The organism is Paenibacillus taichungensis (assembly GCF_013359905.1).
In the GTDB taxonomy this organism is placed as follows: Bacteria; Bacillota; Bacilli; order Paenibacillales; family Paenibacillaceae; genus Paenibacillus; species Paenibacillus taichungensis.
The window spans coordinates 365,973-386,014 of the sequence record NZ_JABMCC010000112.1 but is presented as its reverse complement, the minus strand read 5'-3'; the positions used below and the strand labels follow the sequence as shown (position 1 = coordinate 386,014).

The 20,042-nt window shown below is 43.8% G+C and carries 20 protein-coding genes; 13 read left to right on the top strand and 7 right to left on the bottom strand.

Going from position 1 to position 20,042, the window contains the following annotated elements; all coding sequences use genetic code 11:
• Positions 1-43 precede the first annotated feature (43 nt).
• The 9 genes from HP548_RS17820 to HP548_RS17780 all read left to right on the top strand — a co-directional run bounded on the left by HP548_RS17820 (position 44) and on the right by HP548_RS17780 (position 9,374).
• Complete coding sequence (locus HP548_RS17820; protein ID WP_175382414.1) at positions 44-439, top strand: VOC family protein; 396 nt, start codon at positions 44-46, stop codon at positions 437-439.
• 55 nt (positions 440-494) lie between these two features.
• Positions 495-1,022 (top strand): GNAT family N-acetyltransferase, encoded by a 528-nt coding sequence (locus HP548_RS17815; RefSeq protein ID WP_175382413.1) that lies wholly within the window; start codon positions 495-497, stop codon positions 1,020-1,022.
• Between the two features lie 151 nt (positions 1,023-1,173).
• The gene (locus tag HP548_RS17810; protein WP_175382412.1) at positions 1,174-2,262 is read left to right on the top strand and encodes an acyltransferase; all 1,089 of its coding nucleotides are present in this window, start codon (positions 1,174-1,176) and stop codon (positions 2,260-2,262) included.
• 179 nt (positions 2,263-2,441) lie between these two features.
• Complete coding sequence (locus HP548_RS17805; RefSeq protein WP_099858329.1) at positions 2,442-3,002, top strand: DEAD/DEAH box helicase family protein; 561 nt, start codon at positions 2,442-2,444, stop codon at positions 3,000-3,002.
• A gap of 21 nt (positions 3,003-3,023) precedes the next feature.
• Entirely contained in the window at positions 3,024-3,329 is a 306-nt protein-coding gene (locus tag HP548_RS17800; RefSeq protein WP_175382411.1) for a hypothetical protein, read from the top strand.
• A gap of 741 nt (positions 3,330-4,070) precedes the next feature.
• Positions 4,071-4,910, top strand: coding sequence for a BglG family transcription antiterminator LicT (gene licT / locus HP548_RS17795; RefSeq protein ID WP_063563219.1), 840 nt, complete (start codon positions 4,071-4,073; stop codon positions 4,908-4,910).
• A gap of 366 nt (positions 4,911-5,276) precedes the next feature.
• Positions 5,277-7,187, top strand: a complete 1,911-nt coding sequence (locus tag HP548_RS17790; RefSeq protein ID WP_175382410.1) for a beta-glucoside-specific PTS transporter subunit IIABC — start codon at positions 5,277-5,279, stop codon at positions 7,185-7,187.
• Positions 7,188-7,221: 34 nt separating this feature from the next.
• The gene (locus tag HP548_RS17785) at positions 7,222-8,664 is read left to right on the top strand and encodes a 6-phospho-beta-glucosidase (protein ID WP_175382409.1); all 1,443 of its coding nucleotides are present in this window, start codon (positions 7,222-7,224) and stop codon (positions 8,662-8,664) included.
• A gap of 311 nt (positions 8,665-8,975) precedes the next feature.
• Positions 8,976-9,374 (top strand): RidA family protein, encoded by a 399-nt coding sequence (locus HP548_RS17780; protein WP_175382408.1) that lies wholly within the window; start codon positions 8,976-8,978, stop codon positions 9,372-9,374.
• Between the two features lie 120 nt (positions 9,375-9,494).
• On the opposite strand, the gene HP548_RS17775 is transcribed toward HP548_RS17780, so the two are convergent.
• A complete protein-coding gene (locus HP548_RS17775; protein WP_175382407.1) occupies positions 9,495-10,655 on the bottom strand; it encodes a S8 family peptidase in 1,161 nt (386 codons plus the stop codon).
• 210 nt (positions 10,656-10,865) lie between these two features.
• Between HP548_RS17775 and HP548_RS17770 the strand changes: the two genes are divergently transcribed.
• The 4 genes from HP548_RS17770 (at position 10,866) to HP548_RS17755 (ending at position 13,228) form a co-directional block, all read left to right on the top strand.
• The gene (locus HP548_RS17770; protein ID WP_343054870.1) at positions 10,866-11,396 is read left to right on the top strand and encodes a GNAT family N-acetyltransferase; all 531 of its coding nucleotides are present in this window, start codon (positions 10,866-10,868) and stop codon (positions 11,394-11,396) included.
• A gap of 182 nt (positions 11,397-11,578) precedes the next feature.
• The gene (locus tag HP548_RS17765) at positions 11,579-12,439 is read left to right on the top strand and encodes a Cof-type HAD-IIB family hydrolase (RefSeq protein WP_175382406.1); all 861 of its coding nucleotides are present in this window, start codon (positions 11,579-11,581) and stop codon (positions 12,437-12,439) included.
• 31 nt (positions 12,440-12,470) lie between these two features.
• Entirely contained in the window at positions 12,471-12,731 is a 261-nt protein-coding gene (locus HP548_RS17760) for a hypothetical protein (protein WP_175382405.1), read from the top strand.
• 314 nt (positions 12,732-13,045) lie between these two features.
• Positions 13,046-13,228 (top strand): YjfB family protein, encoded by a 183-nt coding sequence (locus HP548_RS17755; RefSeq protein ID WP_113052174.1) that lies wholly within the window; start codon positions 13,046-13,048, stop codon positions 13,226-13,228.
• A gap of 102 nt (positions 13,229-13,330) precedes the next feature.
• Here the strand turns inward: HP548_RS17755 and HP548_RS17750 are convergent, their stop codons facing one another.
• From HP548_RS17750 to HP548_RS17725, 6 genes are all read right to left on the bottom strand, one after another.
• Positions 13,331-14,068: an HAD family hydrolase gene (locus HP548_RS17750; RefSeq protein ID WP_076289053.1), complete on the bottom strand. Its 738-nt coding sequence runs from the start codon at positions 14,066-14,068 to the stop codon at positions 13,331-13,333.
• 71 nt (positions 14,069-14,139) lie between these two features.
• Positions 14,140-15,189: a zinc-dependent alcohol dehydrogenase gene (locus HP548_RS17745; RefSeq protein ID WP_076289054.1), complete on the bottom strand. Its 1,050-nt coding sequence runs from the start codon at positions 15,187-15,189 to the stop codon at positions 14,140-14,142.
• A gap of 278 nt (positions 15,190-15,467) precedes the next feature.
• A complete protein-coding gene (locus HP548_RS17740; RefSeq protein ID WP_175382404.1) occupies positions 15,468-16,706 on the bottom strand; it encodes an aspartate aminotransferase family protein in 1,239 nt (412 codons plus the stop codon).
• Positions 16,707-16,796: 90 nt separating this feature from the next.
• Positions 16,797-18,005, bottom strand: coding sequence for an MFS transporter (locus HP548_RS17735; RefSeq protein ID WP_099858320.1), 1,209 nt, complete (start codon positions 18,003-18,005; stop codon positions 16,797-16,799).
• A 263-nt stretch (positions 18,006-18,268) separates the two neighbouring features.
• Complete coding sequence (locus tag HP548_RS17730) at positions 18,269-18,901, bottom strand: DUF1963 domain-containing protein (RefSeq protein ID WP_175382403.1); 633 nt, start codon at positions 18,899-18,901, stop codon at positions 18,269-18,271.
• A gap of 70 nt (positions 18,902-18,971) precedes the next feature.
• Positions 18,972-19,841 (bottom strand): hypothetical protein, encoded by an 870-nt coding sequence (locus tag HP548_RS17725; RefSeq protein ID WP_246318103.1) that lies wholly within the window; start codon positions 19,839-19,841, stop codon positions 18,972-18,974.
• Positions 19,842-20,042 lie beyond the last annotated feature (201 nt).

Genomic DNA, 20,042 nt, shown 5'->3' with positions numbered 1-20,042 from the left:
ACTAGAATCCCACTATTAAGGCAATGAAGGGAGGAGGATGAATTTGACGACTGGAAAAATATTAGGTATTGCATACAATGTCATTCCTGTATCCAATACTGAACAGTCTGCCGCTTGGTTTGTGAAGCATTTTGGATTTAATATTAGACAGCCAAGAGAAGGCTATATTAGCCTTTTTAGAGATAATAGGCCGATTCTCGATCTGATTGAAAGTGATCATGATTCCAGAGCCGTATTTCAAGTGAAGCAGAAAAAGAGATGGGTGATCACCTTTTTCACGGACGATATCGTTAAACTCCATACTGAACTCACTGCTGGCCACGTCCGTGTTGGCAAAGTTAGTGATGAGGGCATATACGGAAAGTTTTTTACATTTGAGGATCTGGACGGTAATCTGTTCGACGTTTGGGAGCATCATGACTGTGAATTAGTATATTAGGGTGAAGGTGAAGGAGTATGGCAATATCAATATGAGTAAGGAGGACGTAATTAGAATGAGCAAAGAAAAAGTTAGATTGGTTAAACCTTCAGCGCAATATAAAGAAGCGTATGTAGCATTTTATGAAGACTGGGTTGCAAGCGGAGAATCAATGGTGCCGTGGGTCGTTTCGAAAGAGCCCTATCCTTTTGAAGAGATGTTAGATTTTTTGGAACGTAGCGAACAAGGCATCGATATCCCTGAAGGCTGGGTCAGGGACAGTACATACTGGCTTGTGACGGAGAGTGATCGAGTTGTTGGAGCCGTAAACATACGACATGAATTGAATGAAAAGCTGTTCCATAGCGGAGGGCATATTGGTTATGGAGTTCGTCCAGGAGAGCGTCAGAATGGATATGGTGCGGAGATCCTCAAGCTTGCCCTTGAAATTACCAAAGATCTCGGGATTACCAAAGTACTTGTCGTATGTGACGCGCATAATGAGGCTTCCAGAAGAGTTATTCTTCGTAACGGGGGCATCCAGGATCAAGACTATGTTGAGCCTGATGGTAATATCGTTGAGCGGTTCTGGATAGGTAAATAGCTAATGTCGAATAATGCTGAATATTGTTGCAATTTAACAAAAATAATATAGATCATGATTGTATTACTTACGTCTGCTGATTAAAATAAAGGTTAGAATCTGGATTGCGGCCGGAAACTATCATCCTATCAGGCATAAGTGAGGTTTTATTATGAATCAACCGGTTAATCGGCCCCGGCGTATTGAGTATCTGGATCTCTATCGTGCTTTTGCAATTATGGCAGTGGTCGCCATTCATGCGACTTCAACAGCAGTTGCACATTATCCCAAGCACACGTTGGATCATAACTTTTATTATTTTTGGAACAGCTTTTTGCAATTCGCCGTACCTGCATTTTTGTTTCTGTCCTCATTGGTGTTGTTCTACAATTACAGCTCCAAGATAAAGGAAAAGGGCTGGATGCCCGCTTTTTATAAAAAGCGATTATTTTATGTTTTTGTGCCTTATCTGGCCTGGTCACTCATTTATTTTATCGTCAAACAATGGCTAGCAGGCAAAGAGCCTCTGGCACATGTAAAGCAGTTCTCGGGGCAATTGTTAACCGGTACTGCACATACGCATTTATATTTTTTTCTGATTATTTTGCAATTTTATGTGGTTTTTCCACTGCTTCTTTCGTTAACACGTTATCGTGTATTTAATCGATATTTACCGCTGTTCTTTATTGCGGCGCAGGCTGTTTTCTACGCGCTGCATTTGCAGTTTCATTTCTCACGGATGGGAAGTTTGCTGCCCAGTTACCTGATTGTTATTGGATTCGGCGCCTGGATTGGGTTAAACTTCGATGCGGCATTGAAGAAATTGTTCTTGTACCGTTATGTGCTGATGGCTGCATTGTTGAGCGGAGGAGCAGTGTTTATTTACGGTAATACTTTTATAAAAACGGCTTTCGCCGCAACTCCGGCTCTAACCTATACGTTGCTATTTCTATTCCGTAATCTGTTTACCCTCTCGGCCTGCTTACTCTTGTTGATCCTATGTGAACGGATGGGTGCATGGAAACAGAATGGATCTAATCGGACAACTCGTATTCTGAACTCTTTGGGTACGGTGGCGTTTGGTGTATTTTTAATACATCCGTTAGTGCTCTTGTTCTGGAGAAGAGAACTCACCGTGGAACTCGCCCCACACTTCAGTCTTGGCATTATGCTGTCTTATGTAGTGGCGATTTTGCTCTCATGGATTATTGCCATGGGACTTCGTCGAATGAAGTGGGGATGGGTTCTGATCGGACGTTAACGTTGGGCAGACTATGAAACAATGGATATAAAGTAAAACCGAAGAAGAGATTTCAAGCCCTGAACATTCAGCGGATGGCTTGAAATCTCTTTTTTATTTGTCCAATAGGCGTTATTATGGACTAATGTCCAGAAAATTCAAGTAATGGTATACATATCGCTGATGTCGGGAGTGATGGGATGAAGTTCATCATTATTTTTGGTCCACAGGCTGTGGGGAAAATGACGGTGGGTCAGGAATTGGAGAAGATCACCGATCTGAAATTGTTTCACAATCATATGACGATTGAACTGGTGTCACCTTATTTCAGTTATGGTACACCTCAAGGAAAGAGACTTGTTAATCTGTTCCGTCAGGAGATTTTTGAAGAAGTGGCGAAGAGTGAGCTGCCCGGTTTGATTTTTACATTTGTGTGGGCATTCGATATGAAAGAGGATTGGGAGTACATTCGCAAAGTCAGTGCGTTGTTTGAGTCCAGAGGTGCAGAGGTATGTTATGTTGAACTGGAGGCTGATCCGGCGGAGCGATTGGAGCGTAACAAGAGCCCACATCGGCTGCTGCACAAAGCAACGAAGCGTAATGTCGAATGGTCAGAGCAGGATCTGCTTTCGAGTATGGAGAAATATCGATTGAACTCCGAGCCTGGAGAAATTACGCATGAGCATTATATTCGGATTAATAACACTGACAAGAGCCCGAAAGACGTGGCACAGCTAATCCAAGAACGATTCAAACTGTAATTGAAAGTGGAGGGGAAAAGCATGTATATCATTTTGGCTTTAATAGTAGGATTTGTTCTGTGTCTTCTGATGCCATATGGTACGATTCTGGCAGGCGCGATTATATTTGCACTTGTTGCAGACAATTATCGTCAGACCATGAGTATGCGCGAGGATATTCGATCCATTAAGCATCATCTAGGATTGATGCACAAGGGCGAAGCGGAAGAGTACCAAATCGATAAACAGTTAATGGATATCGAACACTTGAATTCGGACCAGTTGAAGATCATTAATCGAAGAATCGAAGCAGAGCTGGAGAAGGAAAGCAAAAAGAATAAATCATGATCAAATGACTGCACGAAAATGAAGAAATAGAGTGCCAATGAATTCGAGATTTTATATCTTTATAAGGATTGGCAAGGTACGACGTTAATTGATGAGAGTTATGAGATGATATTTACGTCTGCAAAAACGCGCGAAAAGCGTGACGAAATAAAAATAATTATTTTTTTGTATGCAATTTTTCATCATTCGGACACATTAAGTCCTTCTCTACGGAGGGCTTTTTTGTTTATTTATAATCCGAATTCTACAGGATTTTAAGAAGAATATAATCAAAAGTATAGTAAATAAGTGCAAACACTTTTTGTCTGCAATGATATGGATGCACTCATGAATGTAATTATAAATTTCAGTTTATTAATGGTCGAAGTGGCAGGCGAGTAGTAGGCTTTCTGATACCGATTGGATACAGACAGGTATTGAAATTCTGGATTTGGAGCTCTGGGTACAAGTATAATTCCATGGATAAGTCGTCATGCTAAGGAAATGCTTATAATGGGAAGGTTTGTAGATACAGAATGATTACTTCCAAACAGAAAAAAATACAAAACAGATAAACAGTATCATTTATGCATTCAGGAAGTGATTTGTTAGGGATAAAACATCATCGATTTTTTTGTTGCACAATGTAGAAAAATGTAATACCATGAACGCAAATATAGTTAACATTGAAGTGAAATGGGCAAGGCCAGTGACCTCATGGAAGGCACGGTTTGCCTTTTTCTGTATATTGGAGTGGATAAAGTGAAGATCGAGAAGGTGTTAAACAATAATGCTGTAGTTGCGATTAAAGACGAACGCGAAGTCATCGTTATTGGCCGGGGAATTGCTTTTCAGAAGAGAGCCGGCGATGAGGTGTCGGAGCAGCATATTGATAAGATATTTACTTTACAGAATGAAAATATTCAGGAAAATTTCAAGGCATTAATCGCGAGCATACCGTTGGAATACATGAAAGTGTCTGAAGAGATTATCGCCTATGCCAAGCTGAAGCTTGGGAAAAAGCTAAACGAGAGCATCTATCTGCATCTGACGGATCATATTCATTTTGCCATTGAACGTTATCGTAACAATCTGCCTATCCGTAATGGACTGCTGTGGGAGACCAAGCAGCTCTACAAAGACGAATATGAGGTAGGGCTGGAAGCGTTAAATATGATTTGTGATCAGTTTGGTGTACTTTTGCCTGAAGATGAGGCGGGGTTCATGGCACTTCATTTTGTAAATGCAGCACTTAACGAAGAGATGCCTAACATCCGAAGCATGACTCAGGTCATGCAGGAGATTTTGACGATCATCAAATATCATTTCAAAATGGACTTTGACGAGAACTCGTTGAATTATTATCGATTTGTGACTCATCTGAAGTTTTTCGCCCAACGGCTGGTAAAAGGCAAGCATTATAAGAGCAACAACGACGATGAGTTATTTGAGATGATTCAGAAAAAGTACCCTGAAGCGCACAAGTGCTCGGAGAAGATTAGAAAATTCATTGAAAATAACTACACGTATCAACTGACTAACGAAGAAATGATGTATTTAACCATTCATATTGAACGCGTAGTGCATGCCACTTCAGAGTAACGATATTACAAAATAAAGATTCTTAAAAAAACGCTTGCAAAAGGTTAGAAGTTATTATATTATGAATCCATAAAGTAAGCGCATACATCAATCGGATTGTAACTGTTCAATCAGGCAATTCCGATACTTCCGACCACTTTGGGTCCGTAAAGATGGGTTGCAACTTACTTTAAGATGAAGTTGTTAATGCTACAACTGAATATCGCTGTGTACAGCCTTACAGGGTTGCAACCGTTAAGGGCAAAACCTGAATTGCTGAATATCACGACTTGTTTCCGGATTTTCCGGTGCGTTGTGTATGTTCAGTAGTTCAGGTTTTCTTTGTTTCACAAGCATCGGGAGTCTACTTAGAGAGGGAGAATTACTATGAACTACGATCAACTGGCCAAAGACATCTTGTCTGGTGTAGGCGGAGCTAAAAACGTAAACAGTGTATTCCATTGCGTAACGAGATTACGCTTTAAACTTAAAGATGAAAGCGTTGCTAAAACGGAAGAGCTTAAAAATCTGCCAGGTGTCATTACCGTCATGCAGAGTGGTGGACAGTATCAGGTCGTAATCGGCAATGAAGTGCCGGATGTATATAAAGCTGTTGTAAAGGCAGGTAATCTGCCTGCTGAGGGACAGGTTCCTGAAGATCAGGATAGTTCTGGTAACAAGGGTAGTTTGTTCGGTCGTTTTATTGATATGATCTCTGGTGTCTTCACGCCGCTGCTTGGCTTACTGGCTGCAACAGGGATGATCAAAGGTTTTACAGCCATGTTTTTATCCTTCGGATGGATAGCGGACACATCAGGTACGTACCATCTGCTGAATGCAACGGGCGATTGTCTGTTCTACTTCTTCCCGGTATTCCTTGGTTATACGGCCATCAAAAAATTTGGCGGTTCACCGTTCCTCGGTATGGCGATCGGAGCTACACTCGTATATCCTACGCTGTCCGGTTTGACTGCGGGTGATCCACTGTATACGTTGTTTGCAGGTACATTATTTGAATCACCAATTCACATTACGTTCTTGGGCATTCCTGTAATCCTGATGAATTATTCATCATCGGTTATTCCGATCATTATCGCTACATTCTTTGCAGTGAAAATAGAGAAATTCTTCAAAAATGTTATTCCTAAAGTGGTTAGTACGTTCCTGGTTCCATTCTTCACACTGCTGGTTATCGTTCCTGCAACATTCCTTGTAATTGGTCCAATATCCACATGGGCAGGTCAATTGATTGGTGCAGGAGCAACAGGCATCTATGAATTAAGCCCACTCGTTACAGGTTTGGTCATTGGTGGTTTGTGGCAAGTGTTTGTATTGTTTGGTCTTCACTGGGGACTCGTACCAGTTATGCTTCTTAACCTGAGTACGTCCGGAGCTGACCCAGTGGTTGCAATGTCTTTCGCTGCTTCCTTTGCCCAAATTGGTGCGGTACTTGCTGTTATGTTAAAAACCAAGAATGCCAAATTGAAATCATTAAGTATTCCAGCTTTCATCTCGGGGATCTTTGGTGTAACTGAGCCAGCCATCTATGGTGTGACACTTCCACTGAAAAAACCATTTATCATGAGTTGTATCGCAGGTGGTATTGGAGGCGGAATTCTAGGGTTATTCGGATCGAAAATGTACATGTTTGGCGGACTTGGCGTATTCGGCTATCCGACCTTCATCAACTCTAAAACAGGCGTTGATTCCGGATTCTACATGGCTCTTGTAGCTACAGCGGTTGCATTCATCCTTGGTTTTGTCCTTACGTATGTTGTTGGTTTCAAAGACAAGGCAGATGCAGTTCCAGCGCCAACACCTGTACTTGATCCAAACCCGAACAACAGATATGAAATTTTCAGCCCAATGGCTGGTGAAGTGGTTGAACTGAAAGAGATCAATGATGTTACCTTTGCAGGAGAGCATATGGGTAAAGGGATTGCGATTCGTCCAACCAGTGGCAGAGTCGTATCTCCAATCACGGGTGTCGTACAAACGGTATATCGCACCAAACATGCCATTGGACTTGTCACTGATGAGGGTGTTGAGATGCTGATTCATATCGGACAGGATACGGTGCAATTGAAAGGTCAGCATTTCACAGCTCATGTAAAAGATGGCGACCGCGTTAATGTGGGCGATCTGATCATGGAATTTGATCTGCAAGCGATCAAGGATGCCGGATATGAGACAGTTACACCGATTATTATTACGAACACGTCCAATTATCTGGATGTAGTAGGCACGAAGGATGCATCTGTGAAAGAGAAAGACAAATTGCTCACAGTGCTCGGTTAAGTGAACGTTCATTATGGATAGGAGGTAGACGTGAATGTATGAAAAATTAACAGCCTTCCCGGAGAAATTTCTCTGGGGAGGAGCAACGGCAGCGAACCAGCTTGAGGGAGCTTATCTTGAAGGTGGCAAAGGGTTAACTACGGTTGACCTGATTCCCACGGGGGCTAATCGCTTCCCTATTGCTTTGGGAAATCTCGATTCATATGAGCCCAAAGATGGAGAGTTTTATCCTTCGCATGAAGCGATTGATTTTTATCATCGATACAAAGAAGATATCGCACTATTTGCGGAAATGGGATTCAAGTGCTTGAGGCTCTCTGTAGCCTGGGCGCGGATTTTCCCTAATGGCGATGACGCTGAGCCGAACGAGGCGGGATTGCAGTTTTACGATGATGTCTTCGACGAATTGTTGAAATATAATATTGAGCCTGTGGTCACAATCTGTCACTTTGATGTCCCTGTACATCTGGTCGAAACGTATGGCGGATGGAAGAACCGTAAGATGATTGGTTTCTTTGAGACTTATACAAAAACATTGTTCGATCGTTACAAGGACAAGGTCAAATATTGGATGACGTTTAATGAAATCAATATGCTGCTGCATCTTCCGTACATTGGAGCGGGTATTGTTCTTCAGGAAGGTGAGAATAAAGAGCAGGTTCTCTATCAGGCAGCGCATCATGAATTGGTTGCTAGTGCTTTGGCTGTGAAAGCCTGTCACGAGATCATTCCAGGTGCACAGATTGGTTGCATGCTGGCAGCAGGCATGGTTTATCCGTACACTTCCAATCCAGATGATGTATGGAAAGCCATGGAGCAGGATCGGGAGTCGTTCTTCTTTATCGATGTTCAGTCCAAAGGAGCGTATCCTGGGTATACGAAGCGTTTCTTCAGAGAACATGAGATCGTGATTAATATGCAGCCGGAAGATGCAGATATTCTCATGCAGAATACAGTTGACTATATCGGATTCAGTTATTACGCCAGCCGCTGTACAAGTACCGATCCGGAGATTTTGAAGGATTCGACCGAAGGCAATGTGTTTGGCTCAGTGAAGAATCCGTATCTTCAAGCTTCCGAATGGGGCTGGACGATTGATCCGAAAGGTCTTCGAATTACCTGTAACCAGCTGTATGACCGCTATGGCAAACCATTGTTTATTGTGGAAAATGGACTTGGTGCAACGGATGTGTTGCTCGACAATGACACCGTTGAAGACGATTACCGTATTGATTATCTGAATCGTCATTTTGCCGAGATGGCTGAAGCCATTCAGGACGGGGTTGAGCTTCTGGGTTACACGAGCTGGGGACCGATTGATCTGGTCAGCGCAGGTACTGGGGAGATGAAGAAACGGTACGGTTACATTTATGTAGACCGGAACAATGACGGAAGCGGCACACTTCGCAGAGTGAAAAAGAAAAGTTTCCATTGGTACAAAGAGGTTATTGCCAATAATGGGGCGCAATATTTTTAACTCCAGGTGTAGTCCCTTACGTATACACAAAGAGCAGTCTCGTTGACACGGGATTGCTCTTTACTTATGAATGATGAATTTGACTCATGATTTGTTTCATATATAATGAAAAGATCAAGAGAATCTTGTCACTTAAGAAGGGAGGAGCATCCAATCATGAAGAAAAAATCACTTGCGTTTATATCTCCGGGATATGGATACTCCACTGCTGTCTTTTTCTAGAATCTATTCCAAGGGAGAAGTGTGCCCAAATTAGGAAGAAAACTAGGGAATATCGCAGAAAAAATCTTAAGAATGACGAGGTAATCAACATGAAAACCGACAAAATTACTAGAAAAAATCCAGCTAATATGCCAGCTCCTGTAGGACAGTATACGCATATTACAAGAATTCCAAGGAATGCAGAGTTGTTTGTGACATCGGGTCAAATTGGAGCAGATCGTAGCGGACACTTTCCAGACAGTCTGAATGAGCAAGTCACGAATACATTCAATAATATTAAAACAGTGCTCGAATCCGAGCATTTAGATGCTGAACATATTATCAAAGTCAACGTATGGGCGACGGAGAAAATCGATTGGGATTTCTTATACGCTGAGTGGGGACAATTATTCAGTCATGAATATCCTGCGATGACAATTGGATATATTACGGAGTTGGGTTTACCCGAAATTAAAATTGAAATCGAAATATGGGCAGCAAAAGTGTAGAAATAGTAAAATTATTAAACCATGGAGCTTCGATAGAAGCCCCATGGTTTTTTTGATTTTTTTATTCGTGAGAAATGGAAATGGCGATGATCCATGCCATTATGAGTGAATGTAATTGTGTTATGGCACTTGCAGACTCTGATAGGCATTCAGTCTCCCATACGTCCAGTACACACCAGAGCCGGATACGGGATCGGATGCGAAGCATAGGGCATCACGAATCTGCGCATTAGTTTTCCCGCGTGCAGCGAGTAATGCAGCCACTCCCGCTACATGGGGAGCCGCCATGGACGTTCCGCTTAGATAGGCATAGGAGCCACCCAGGTATGTGGACAGAATGGTATCACCTGGTGCAGCCATATCAACCCACGATCCATAGTTTGAAAAATTGGATTTGAGGTCGGAAGGATTGGTTGAAGCTACCGCAATGACGTTTGGATAAGAGGCAGGTACAATCGGATACGAAGTATTATCATTACCTGCTGCCGCGATGATGACAGCACCCCGATCCCATGCATACTGCACGGCAGCCTGAAGAAAAGCTTCTCCCGTTGGCCCACCAAGACTCAGGTTAACGACTTGAATACCGTTGTTGGCCGCGTAAACAAGTCCGTTTCCGACGTTACCCGTTGTACCTTGTCCATTGTTATCCAATACACGTAGCGGGACAATCGAAGCGAGCGGTGCCACACCAGCAATGCCAACTCCGTTATTGGTTATCGAAGCTGCAATTCCAGCTACATGAGTGCCGTGCCCATTACCATCTTCGGGAATATTATCATAATCAATGTAATCGTATCCGGGAAGGATCTTGCCAGCAAGCTCAGGGTGGTTTAACTGCACGCCAGTGTCAATGATCGCGATTTTGACCGAGCTGTTACTCTGGGAAATATCCCAGGCAGCGGGAGCATTGATTTTTGGCAGGTTGTATTGGTAAGGAAAAAACGGGTCATTTGGCGTAAACGATGCCTGAAGGTAGTAGTTCGGTTCAACATGCTCGATGAGCACATGGTCCTTGTAGTGCTTTAACATACGCTGCATTTTCTTTCTTGATTCAATGCGATACCAGCCCAGATCTTCATACGTTTCGGCTACGTTGCATTTTGCTTTTTTATGCAGAGTGTACATCTCGTCGGCTGTCGTACCTTCCTTGAACTTGATTAACAGCTGCTTGGGTGCGTGGGGATGAAACTTTTTGGTTGCAAGTTTATCTTCCACATAACGATAGATGAACCCAATTGTCAGTAGTGCTGCAGCAGAGATTCCAAGCGATAACCACATATGTTCTTCCCCCTCGAAGTTGATTGATGACACGCCTTATCGTATGCGATCCCTATCAAATCGCGCGGGCTTTCTTCTATTTTGGTTAGTCGTTTAGATAGATTGATAGGAAGAGCTTATTTCGGTAGAATTGTAAGCAGAGAGCGAACTTGCGGTTAGTTGGGTTCGTATACGGAGCTGAAAACGGGCTCGAATCTAAGGATAAGGAATGTGGATTTTGTGACACAGCTTCAGGCCGTACCGAAAGTGATAGCTATTCAAGAGCACCAAATCAATGATGCAATTGATTTTGCCATGCGTGTCCGCAAAGAAGTATTTCCAAAGCTGGATCATAAGGAGTTACCTGTAGATCTGGAGCAATTCAAAGAACATTATCTGGATTCAGCCGATGCTGTATTTCTGGTTGCTGTCACCGAAGAAGAAGAGATTGTGGGTTCCATTGGCATCCTGCCTTATGATGGGCGTATCGAAGTTGTGAAAGGACGATATCCTGAGCAGTCTGCCGCCGAAATTGTGAAATGTTATGTGGATCCTAAATATCGCAGATACGGTATTGGTTCACTCCTCGTAAGAGAACTGGAGAAAGTGGTGGCGGAGCTGCACTACACAACGTTGTATTTGCATACACATCGCTTTTTACCTGGAGCCGTGGATTTCTGGAAACGTCAGGGATATGTGGTTGTTGTGGAACAGGACGATGATTGGCAGACGGTGCATATGGACAAATTGGCAAGTAAATGACCATTTTAAATGCTAATTTGTGTTAATACAGGCTCGAATTTGGGAGCAAGCAAAGGGATCAGCCTATGGAGATGTTTTTTGACTCAGCCTCACAATTAGACTGGGGAAGTATAGTGAAATAGGTATCTGGAATAGAATGAATACTTTAACGCAGGCAAGATACATGATGGGGGCAAACGCAGATGAGTACAACGAATCGAAAAATTGTTTTTATAGATATTGATGGCACATTGGTAGATGATGAGGGCAACATTCCGGTGTCCGCACAACAGGCGTGCAAACAGGCACGTGAAAATGGACATCTGCTCTATTTATGTACAGGACGATCCAAGGCGGAAATCTACGATTCTATATGGGAAGTAGGATTTGACGGTCTGATCGGTGCCGGCGGTGGCTATGTTGAGTTCGGTCAAGATGTGCTGTATCACAAAAGGGTAACGGCAGAAGATGTACGGCATATGGTCGATTTTTTCAATGAACACCAGATTGACTTCTACCTCGAATCTAATTCGGCCTTGTACGCCAGCTCCAATCTTCAATCTCATCTGGAACGTCGCATCTATGGTGATATAGAGAATGATCCCGATGCCAGAGCGAAAAAAGAACAAAAGCCACATCCGTTTATTGCTGGTCTGACGTATGGTGAAGCCGATTTATACAAGGACGACGTAAATAAGGTTTGTTTTCTGGAAAGCTCTACGATTCCGTTCGATCGAATCAAGCAGGAGTTTGAAGGCAAATTCGAAGTCATCCAGTGCACGGTACCTATCTTTGGTGAAGGAAGCGGTGAACTGATGATCCTGGGCATTCATAAAGCCATTGCTATTGCAGATTTATTGGAGCATCTGGGTATGTCACGTGAAGATACACTCGCCATTGGGGACGGCATGAATGATGCGGAGATGCTGGAGTATTGTGCTGTAGGGATTGCGATGGGTAATGCCAAGCCGGGTCTCAAAGCCATTGCAGATGATATAACTGGAACTATTGAAGAAGATGGCTTGTTCCACAGTTTTGTGAAATATGGATTGATTGAGTCCTAATCAACCTTAAACGAGTAAAGAGGTGAAACCAATGTCGGAAGGAATAAAAGTTGAGCTGGAAATTAGTGCATTCGGTCAGGAAACAGTACCATCGTATGATGATTCTTTTCGTAAACATGAGATCGCAAGAACTCGTATTTTACCTAAAGAAACAACATTAGCGCAACTGGAAGAGATGGTAAAGGAATTGATGGAAGAGATCAAAGAGGATTTTCAGCAACCGGAACAGTTATTAGCCAAAGTCACCCTGAGAGCCAAGGAAACAGATGGGGTATTGAAGTACTTAGGTTAGGAACTCTTTTCATAGAAATGTTCTAGACTCCGGACAAAGCCCAGTAGACAAATCCACCAAATAACCCGATGCAAAGTCCAGCGATGACTGAAAAAAGTATAACAAATTTTCTCCCGTTCATAAGCAACCCTCCTTCATGATTTTAACATATACGTATTAGTAGATGTTTTGTTTTGCTATAGCATCTTTGCAAGAATTGGGGGAAGCCGAATATTAAGCTTTTGAATATGAAGGAGAGAATTACATATTTCCTCCTATCTGACCGATATAAAATAGGTATGCCTATTGACCAGAAAACGAAAGGAGTGCAGAACATGGATATTGCAGCATTATCAATGGCTATGAGTCAAGTCTCAGTGTCACAGTCGGCGAGTTTGCAAGTCATGTCAATGTCGAAAGACATGGCAGAGCAGCAAGGTCAACAACTAACAGAAATGTTAAAGTCGGTTCCGGCTCCTCATCCCAATCTGGGTGGAAGTCTGGATATTTCGGTCTAGACGATATTCGAGTTTGTGTTATCGCGTTAAATTTGCAGCAAGCAAAACCCAAATGGCTCCAATTCCAAGGAATTGAAGCCATTTGGGTTGTTTATTTTCGTCTTAGTTTATTTCCGACAAGCTTGGCGATCGGCCTTCCAACGGAAGTGTATCTTTCAGCGTCCATAACTCATCGTAACTGGAAATCTGAAAATCGGCTTTGGATAAGTCCTGGTCACCTGATCCCGGATTGCGGTATCCGATGCAGCGCATACCTGCACTTTTGGCGGCCTGAACACCATTGCGCGAATCCTCAATGACAAGACAGTTCGATGGGGATGCTCCAATCATCTCGGCTGTAGTCAGGAAAATATCCGGAGCTGGTTTGCCGTTCGTGACTTCCTCACCTGTCATTCGGACCTCAAAGTATTTTCCAAGTCCGGTCTTGTCCATGATCAGGTCGATCAGTGCACGTGGAGATGAAGAAGCAACGGCTATCGGAATGTGCTGCTCATGCAGCCAGCTTAACCAGCGTTCAACGGAAGGCATGGCTGTCAGCTTGGGGTGAGCCAGCATCGTCTGCATCACATTATGTTGATGGTATGCGAGGGCTTCTTCCACGGTAGCTGTTAACTGGTGCTTGTCCAATACTTGCCGCCACATCGATTCCAGCGTGACTCCAACATAGGTGTGATGTTCTTCCTCCGTCATTTTTGCGCCAAAATGGGCAAAAGAGCTACGTTCAATCTCGAAATAAATCGGTTCGCTGTCAATCAGTACGCCATCCATGTCAAAAATGACCGCCTGAATGCTGTCATTCTTTGACTCTCCCAGCCCGTCAAACTCCTTGTTTGCTACCATGTTGTATTCCTCCTCCAGGATTCTGTAAGCAATTATCTCTAATTTATCTCAATCATGATTAACTTGCTACATTAGATACTGGAACCGCTGGATTGCAGCACCACTTTGATGGCATGTGAAGAAGCTTGAAGTGTACGCCCCTGAATATCGCAGCCAAGCGTGCGGAATGCCTCTTCGTAATCCTCCAACGGGAACGAGTGGGTGATAATTTTTTTCGCCGGGATAATCTGTTGCTCTATCATGTAGTGTGCTGTTGCGAAAGTTCCCAGGGAGTCGATGGAGCCAATGATTTTTAGACTGCGGTCCACAACTTCCTTGGGATTGAACGATGTGTTACCATCTCTCAGACCGACCAGCATGAGATAACCGCCGCTGGCGAGTTGCGAAAGCACTTGTGTACCCACGACGCCTGTCGTATCCACAATCATATCAACCTGATTGGTTGTGGGTGCCAGTGATTCTATCGCATTTTCAAAGGATGAATGAACCTCCCAACGGTCCGGTGCAATCGAACCTGCAATAGCCAGGCGTTCTTCCGAGATATCGACGAGACAGCCAGTGACGCCTTTGGAAGCGAGGGCATAGCTGTATAGAATACCAATCGGCCCTGCGCCGAGGATAATTGTTCTGAAATTCGGTAGCAGCTGGATCTGATTAATGCCTGTAAGCATGCAGCTCAGCGGTTCAGTCAAGGTAGCTTCCTCATAGCTCACATGGTCCTTCAATTTATACAAAAAGCGGTCCTCTGTTACATAATAATCCGTAAATGTACCATCAGCACTCACACCGGTCTCTGTAACCGACTTATGTGTACAGTGATTTTGTCTGCCTGTTCTGCACATGTCGCATTGCCCGCAATAATAGGTAGGATCGATGACAACCCGGTCTCCCGGTTGCAGTGTTGTTACAGCTGTGCCCACAGCAATGACTTCCCCGGCAGACTCGTGACCAAGTATGACGGAAGGAACCGCATGATATTTACCGCTGACAATACCGAGGTCGGTACCGCATACACCCGTTGCCCGGATTCGAACCAACACCTGATTATCTCTCGCGATTTCCGGAACAGGCCGTTCCTCAAGCGCTACATCCCAAGCCGATTTGTATACCAATGCTAACATGTTAAAACCTCCTTATAATAATATGAAATGTAACTATAGCGATTCATTTTAAAAACAGTTTCTGACAAGATACGAAAGTAGTGAAGGGGACGAAATCGATTCTGAAGAAGCGGAGCGTTCGCCTAAAAGCTTTCTGGAAGAAAGCTGCTTCGGAAGCATATGCTATCAACGGATTTTCCCCTCGGAAAAGGGAAATCAAATAAAATCCGGGGATAACAGCGATCAGAAGAACGATTCGTAACCGAAACGACCACTTCGAGCAATGGCATTGAAATGTTTTAATGGACGCTTGCAAGCACCGAATCGAGTCGCTCTACAATTTCAACCAACTCATCTTCTGTTGTGGTAAGCGATGGTCTGACCTTTACTACGTTCCCGAATCCGTAACGTGATCCTCTTAAAATCAGATGCTCATCCGTGAAGGCACGGTCGATAATGGCATTGGTTTTATCCGTATCCGGTTCATTATTGTCACCCACCATTTCCAATCCCCACATCAGCCCGACTCCGCGAGCTTCACCGATGCTTGGATATTTCATGGCCAAATCTTGCAGTAATCCGCCTAAGATTTCACCTTTGCGTTTCACGTCATCAAGGAATCCAGGTTCGGATACAACCTCCAGGGTAGATTTGGCAGCGGTTACGGAGATCAGATTGCTTCCAGAGGTGAAGGAATGTTCATGCTTTTCCAGTACATTCAATCGGGACTGCATCAATACCGCAGCAACAGGTACACCGATTCCGCCGAGACCTTTGGCAAGGGTAATCATGTCAGGTTGAATATCGAATAGTTCGCTGGCGAACATGTACCCGGTGCGTCCGATTCCCGTCTGTACTTCGTCGGCAATGAGAATGATATTGTACTCATCACACAGTTTACGCAGGCGCTTGAAATAACCTGCAGGAGGAATGATATTGCCGCCATTGCCGAGAATCGGTTCAATAATCATGCAGGCGACTGAGCCGGAACTCGCATATTCTATAGCATCGGAGATAGCTTCAACGCATTGATATCCGCAGTCTACGCTTGAAGATTTGAATGGGCAACGATAGCAGTATGGTGCAGGCACATGAACGGAGTTGGGAACAGCCGAATTTGGAAACCGTTTCCGTCGGAAGGCATTTCCCGAAATCCCTGTTGCAAACTGGGTCTGACCATGATGGGATAGGTACAGGCTGATAATGTCTGTGGATTGAGTGTATTTCTGTGCGATTTTGGTGGCACATTCATTGGCGGTTGAGCCCGTAATATCTCGCATCCAACCCGCATTAATATCGTTTGGAGCATATTCAATCAGATGATCGAGCACTTCATCCACATACGGTTCTGTGAAGGAGGAAGACATATGCGTCAGATTGCCGACTTGTTCCTGAATTTTGCTCACGACATGCGGGTGATTGTAGCCCAGTGACAGATTGAATGTACCGGATACGCCATCCAGATATTCAACGCCTTCATCGTCAATCAACTTAATCCCTTGTCCGGTTCTGAAACGGTTTTTGGTTAAGGTTTGCATATGATTCCCTCCATAAATGTAATGTTCTAGCCTGAACGAAGATCAACAATTCTGGTTTACGCAGGCATCACCCCTCTCAAGAAGCAACGTTTAAATCTCTTTACTTTGATGTGCGAGAGTTCCACTTACGGTGCTGTTCCTTAAGTTCCAGAGATGAGAGAGAACGAGAGTGAGGAGTAGAATCAGACAAAATCCGGCCAAAATCCAGATCGTGTTTACTACAGGCCACGAACTCATGCTCCATCCGGTTACATACTGCAGGATGGCGCCACCGATACCGCCTGAGGCAATCAGGATGCTGGTTGTGCGCTCAGTCATGCCGGGAATCAGAATGTTGGCATAGACCAGTGCGATACAGAACAGTCCTGACATGAACAATCCGGTTCCGAAGATTAGCAGGTATGTTGCCCATTGGCCTGTTACGAACACCATGGCAACGGCGAACAGAAGTGTACCTACCGTACTCCAGATCAGGAAAGGCATGTAGTTGACGGCTTCAGCAATTTTCCCGGAAAAAAGACGACCGATAATCATGGCAATCCATAGAATGGATACGCTGAGTGAAGCGACAGATTCCTGTAACTGCAATCGTTCGACCAGAATGGAAGGCAAGAAGTTCATTAGGCCTAACTCCAGACCCATGTAAACGAAGAAAAAGACGACGAAGATTGTGAGCAGCCCCAGATGTTTTCTGGAATACTGGGATCTGCCCGTTGCATGTCCAACGGTATTTTCACCAGCTTGTTTCAGATAAGAAGCGGCGGAGGTGGGCATGGTCACCCATAACAGCATGAGAATAAGGGATAACGCGGAAACGGTATAAAACGTAAGATGCCAAAGATCCAGCCAAATGTATAAGGCAGCGACTGCCGGAATGAGAAGTGCTCCAAGGGCAAAATACACATCAAGCTTGGACATTGCTACTGCTTTCTGATTTTCCGTAAATTCTATCGTAAACGCACCAACGGAGGGTTCAATGATGCCAGACCCAAACCCGACAATAATGGTTAAAAGAAGAACAACTGTCCAGGATGGCAAGAATCCGAGAACGGCATAGGCAGTAACGATACAGATCAGGGCGATGGTTAACATGGATTTTCTGCCGATGCGAGCAGTCATGGAAGGAGCAACGAGCACCCCGACAAGAAAACCGAGGAACTGCAAAAACAACAAAAACCCGCCATCACTATAACCACGCTCATAATGTGTCAATAAGACGGGTAGAAGTGCACCAAGTACAACGCTGGTTATGCCGATTAATAGATAAAACCCGCAGCTTAAAGCGAAAATTCTTCTCATATGTTGCCCTCCCTGAGATGGATATAAATTTTATATTATGTAAATAATGTTTCTTTCGTATATAACTTATACCATAATTATGCAATTGTACATGCTTTTTATTGTAAAATAATGTTAACTTTTGGCGAATGAATGATCTTTCTCACACAATGTTCAACCTAAAACGATTTCGTGTCGAAGCAAAAAAAGTTTCCTTGTCTGTAATTGACAGGAAACTTTTTGATGATCAGATCCTTATGAATAAACTTAAGCTATCGTCCCCACTAGGCAGTCTGCACAAAGAAAATTCCTTCCAAGGGTGCCTGAGCAGACGCAGAACCAGTTCGTAATAACAAATATCCGTTTGCATCGGAAAGTCCCAGTATATCCTGATAGGGATCAGGGAAATCCCCGGAATAAATCTGACAAACGAATTGATAGTCCTCTAACAAATGGCTAATTCCGTTCACACCGTTTGGTAGCATGGAAGAGAAAAATGAAAAGGCAGGGAAATCCTGTTCCTCTATCTCTATTTCCGTCAATCCTACTCCGCATAAAGGAATGGATTGAATGGGACATACGGAAGTTAGTGGCTCTGAAGATACGGATACATATGTACATCCAGCGAGAATATTCTCCTTCCATTCCAGCTCATCCCCCGTATAGGTTACCTGATCCAAAAAGTAATCCGAAGCGGAATAGGTGGAGAAGACCGAAATATACTTCCCAGGGGGCAACGAAGGGACATGCAGCTGTTGTAAAAGTGTATTGCAATCAATGGAGAACAGATGCAACAAGGGCTGACTCTCCTGATTAAGCGGCCAATCTGTAACATATGCGATTTCTCCGCCAATCCATATACCAGTATTTTGGTTCAGATGATCAGGGTCAATTGAAAGTTGGGTAACTGTGTGCATGGTAAACTCCTTTTTATCTGGATTAAGCTGTTATACAAACAATAATCATTAAGTATGACAGGCTGACCGTTCAGTCTTTGACTTGAATCGCGTGTCCAAACAGCTTGCGTGCTTTGTCCCAATCGACGCCTAGTTTACCTTGCCAGCCCGCCCAAGGCATCTCCATATCAGAGCGGCCTTTGGTATTGTTAAGCAGCAATCCCCCATTCAGGATATGCTCGTTGTTGGTCCAATGGTCTGCACTGAGGGAGAGAACTTGATTAGGCAGCACACCTACTCTGGACAGCGCTTGAAGGATACTTCTGCGAATTCCTGCGTGTCCTTTGACCAATTTCTCCGCAGTGAGTCGTTTCTCAAATTTTCCCGGAGACTCTTCATCGTCAGCCTGATCCAGCATATAAAGCAGTTGATTGAATATGTTGATATCCTCGGGAGTCGGTTTAATAGGTTCCTTCTCAAGTAAGTTGATGAATTCTGTTAGATCGGCGTATGCACCTACGCTTGACCCACTGTAATCATAACCCTGGTGAAGGGAGTAACGGATATTGGATAGATTCTCCCATCCCTCATCGCTATGACTGAAACCGCAAACTCGGCAAGCAAGGAACTGTTCAGTTTCCTCATAAGCATGCATCTGCGAGTGAATCATCATATGGTAGCTTGCGAGCGTAGATATGCCTCGTGGATAACTGCCCCCGACACCTGCAATAAATGCTTGGGTAATCGTCGACCAGGAAAGAAGTTCATGCTGCTGGAAAGCGATTAGTTGTTGAAGGATATCATCATGGTGGATCAGTTCGAGATCATTAGCCACCCAGCCCTGTGCAGTCAGTAGCTCCTGTTCTGCTGCAGTTAGTGTATCCGTTTGATAGATCATTACTTCTCGTGCTCTGTCATAATCACCATTGGCGTGTAAATATAACTTTTTAAGCACTCTCATACACTTTTTGTCCATGGTTAACTCCTTTTCTCAGTTTAATTTGGTTTCCTATGTACCTCCGTATAACAATTCATTTGCTTCGTTTCATTATAAGTGAGATGATGTGGGATGAAAATCAGTACAAGGTACTAACCTATTGAACGAAGCCGATGAACTGACAACATGAGCTCGCTAATGAACAAGTGGCAATATTACAGATGA

What these genes read in the sequence shown, in the direction of transcription:
- HP548_RS17745 (WP_076289054.1), bottom strand. Translation starts at nt 15,189, where the DNA reads ATGTTAGCATTGGTATACAAATCGGCTTGGGATGTAGCGCTTGAGGAA.
- HP548_RS17755 (WP_113052174.1), top strand. Translation starts at nt 13,046, where the DNA reads ATGGATATTGCAGCATTATCAATGGCTATGAGTCAAGTCTCAGTGTCA.
- HP548_RS17760 (WP_175382405.1), top strand. Translation starts at nt 12,471, where the DNA reads ATGTCGGAAGGAATAAAAGTTGAGCTGGAAATTAGTGCATTCGGTCAG.
- HP548_RS17790 (WP_175382410.1), top strand. Translation starts at nt 5,277, where the DNA reads ATGAACTACGATCAACTGGCCAAAGACATCTTGTCTGGTGTAGGCGGA.
- HP548_RS17735 (WP_099858320.1), bottom strand. Translation starts at nt 18,005, where the DNA reads ATGAGAAGAATTTTCGCTTTAAGCTGCGGGTTTTATCTATTAATCGGC.
- HP548_RS17815 (WP_175382413.1), top strand. Translation starts at nt 495, where the DNA reads ATGAGCAAAGAAAAAGTTAGATTGGTTAAACCTTCAGCGCAATATAAA.
- HP548_RS17750 (WP_076289053.1), bottom strand. Translation starts at nt 14,068, where the DNA reads ATGGTAGCAAACAAGGAGTTTGACGGGCTGGGAGAGTCAAAGAATGAC.
- HP548_RS17810 (WP_175382412.1), top strand. Translation starts at nt 1,174, where the DNA reads ATGAATCAACCGGTTAATCGGCCCCGGCGTATTGAGTATCTGGATCTC.
- HP548_RS17740 (WP_175382404.1), bottom strand. Translation starts at nt 16,706, where the DNA reads ATGCAAACCTTAACCAAAAACCGTTTCAGAACCGGACAAGGGATTAAG.
- HP548_RS17730 (WP_175382403.1), bottom strand. Translation starts at nt 18,901, where the DNA reads ATGCACACAGTTACCCAACTTTCAATTGACCCTGATCATCTGAACCAA.
- HP548_RS17780 (WP_175382408.1), top strand. Translation starts at nt 8,976, where the DNA reads ATGAAAACCGACAAAATTACTAGAAAAAATCCAGCTAATATGCCAGCT.
- HP548_RS17785 (WP_175382409.1), top strand. Translation starts at nt 7,222, where the DNA reads ATGTATGAAAAATTAACAGCCTTCCCGGAGAAATTTCTCTGGGGAGGA.
- HP548_RS17800 (WP_175382411.1), top strand. Translation starts at nt 3,024, where the DNA reads ATGTATATCATTTTGGCTTTAATAGTAGGATTTGTTCTGTGTCTTCTG.
- HP548_RS17775 (WP_175382407.1), bottom strand. Translation starts at nt 10,655, where the DNA reads ATGTGGTTATCGCTTGGAATCTCTGCTGCAGCACTACTGACAATTGGG.
- HP548_RS17805 (WP_099858329.1), top strand. Translation starts at nt 2,442, where the DNA reads ATGAAGTTCATCATTATTTTTGGTCCACAGGCTGTGGGGAAAATGACG.
- HP548_RS17725 (WP_246318103.1), bottom strand. Translation starts at nt 19,841, where the DNA reads ATGAGAGTGCTTAAAAAGTTATATTTACACGCCAATGGTGATTATGAC.
- HP548_RS17765 (WP_175382406.1), top strand. Translation starts at nt 11,579, where the DNA reads ATGAGTACAACGAATCGAAAAATTGTTTTTATAGATATTGATGGCACA.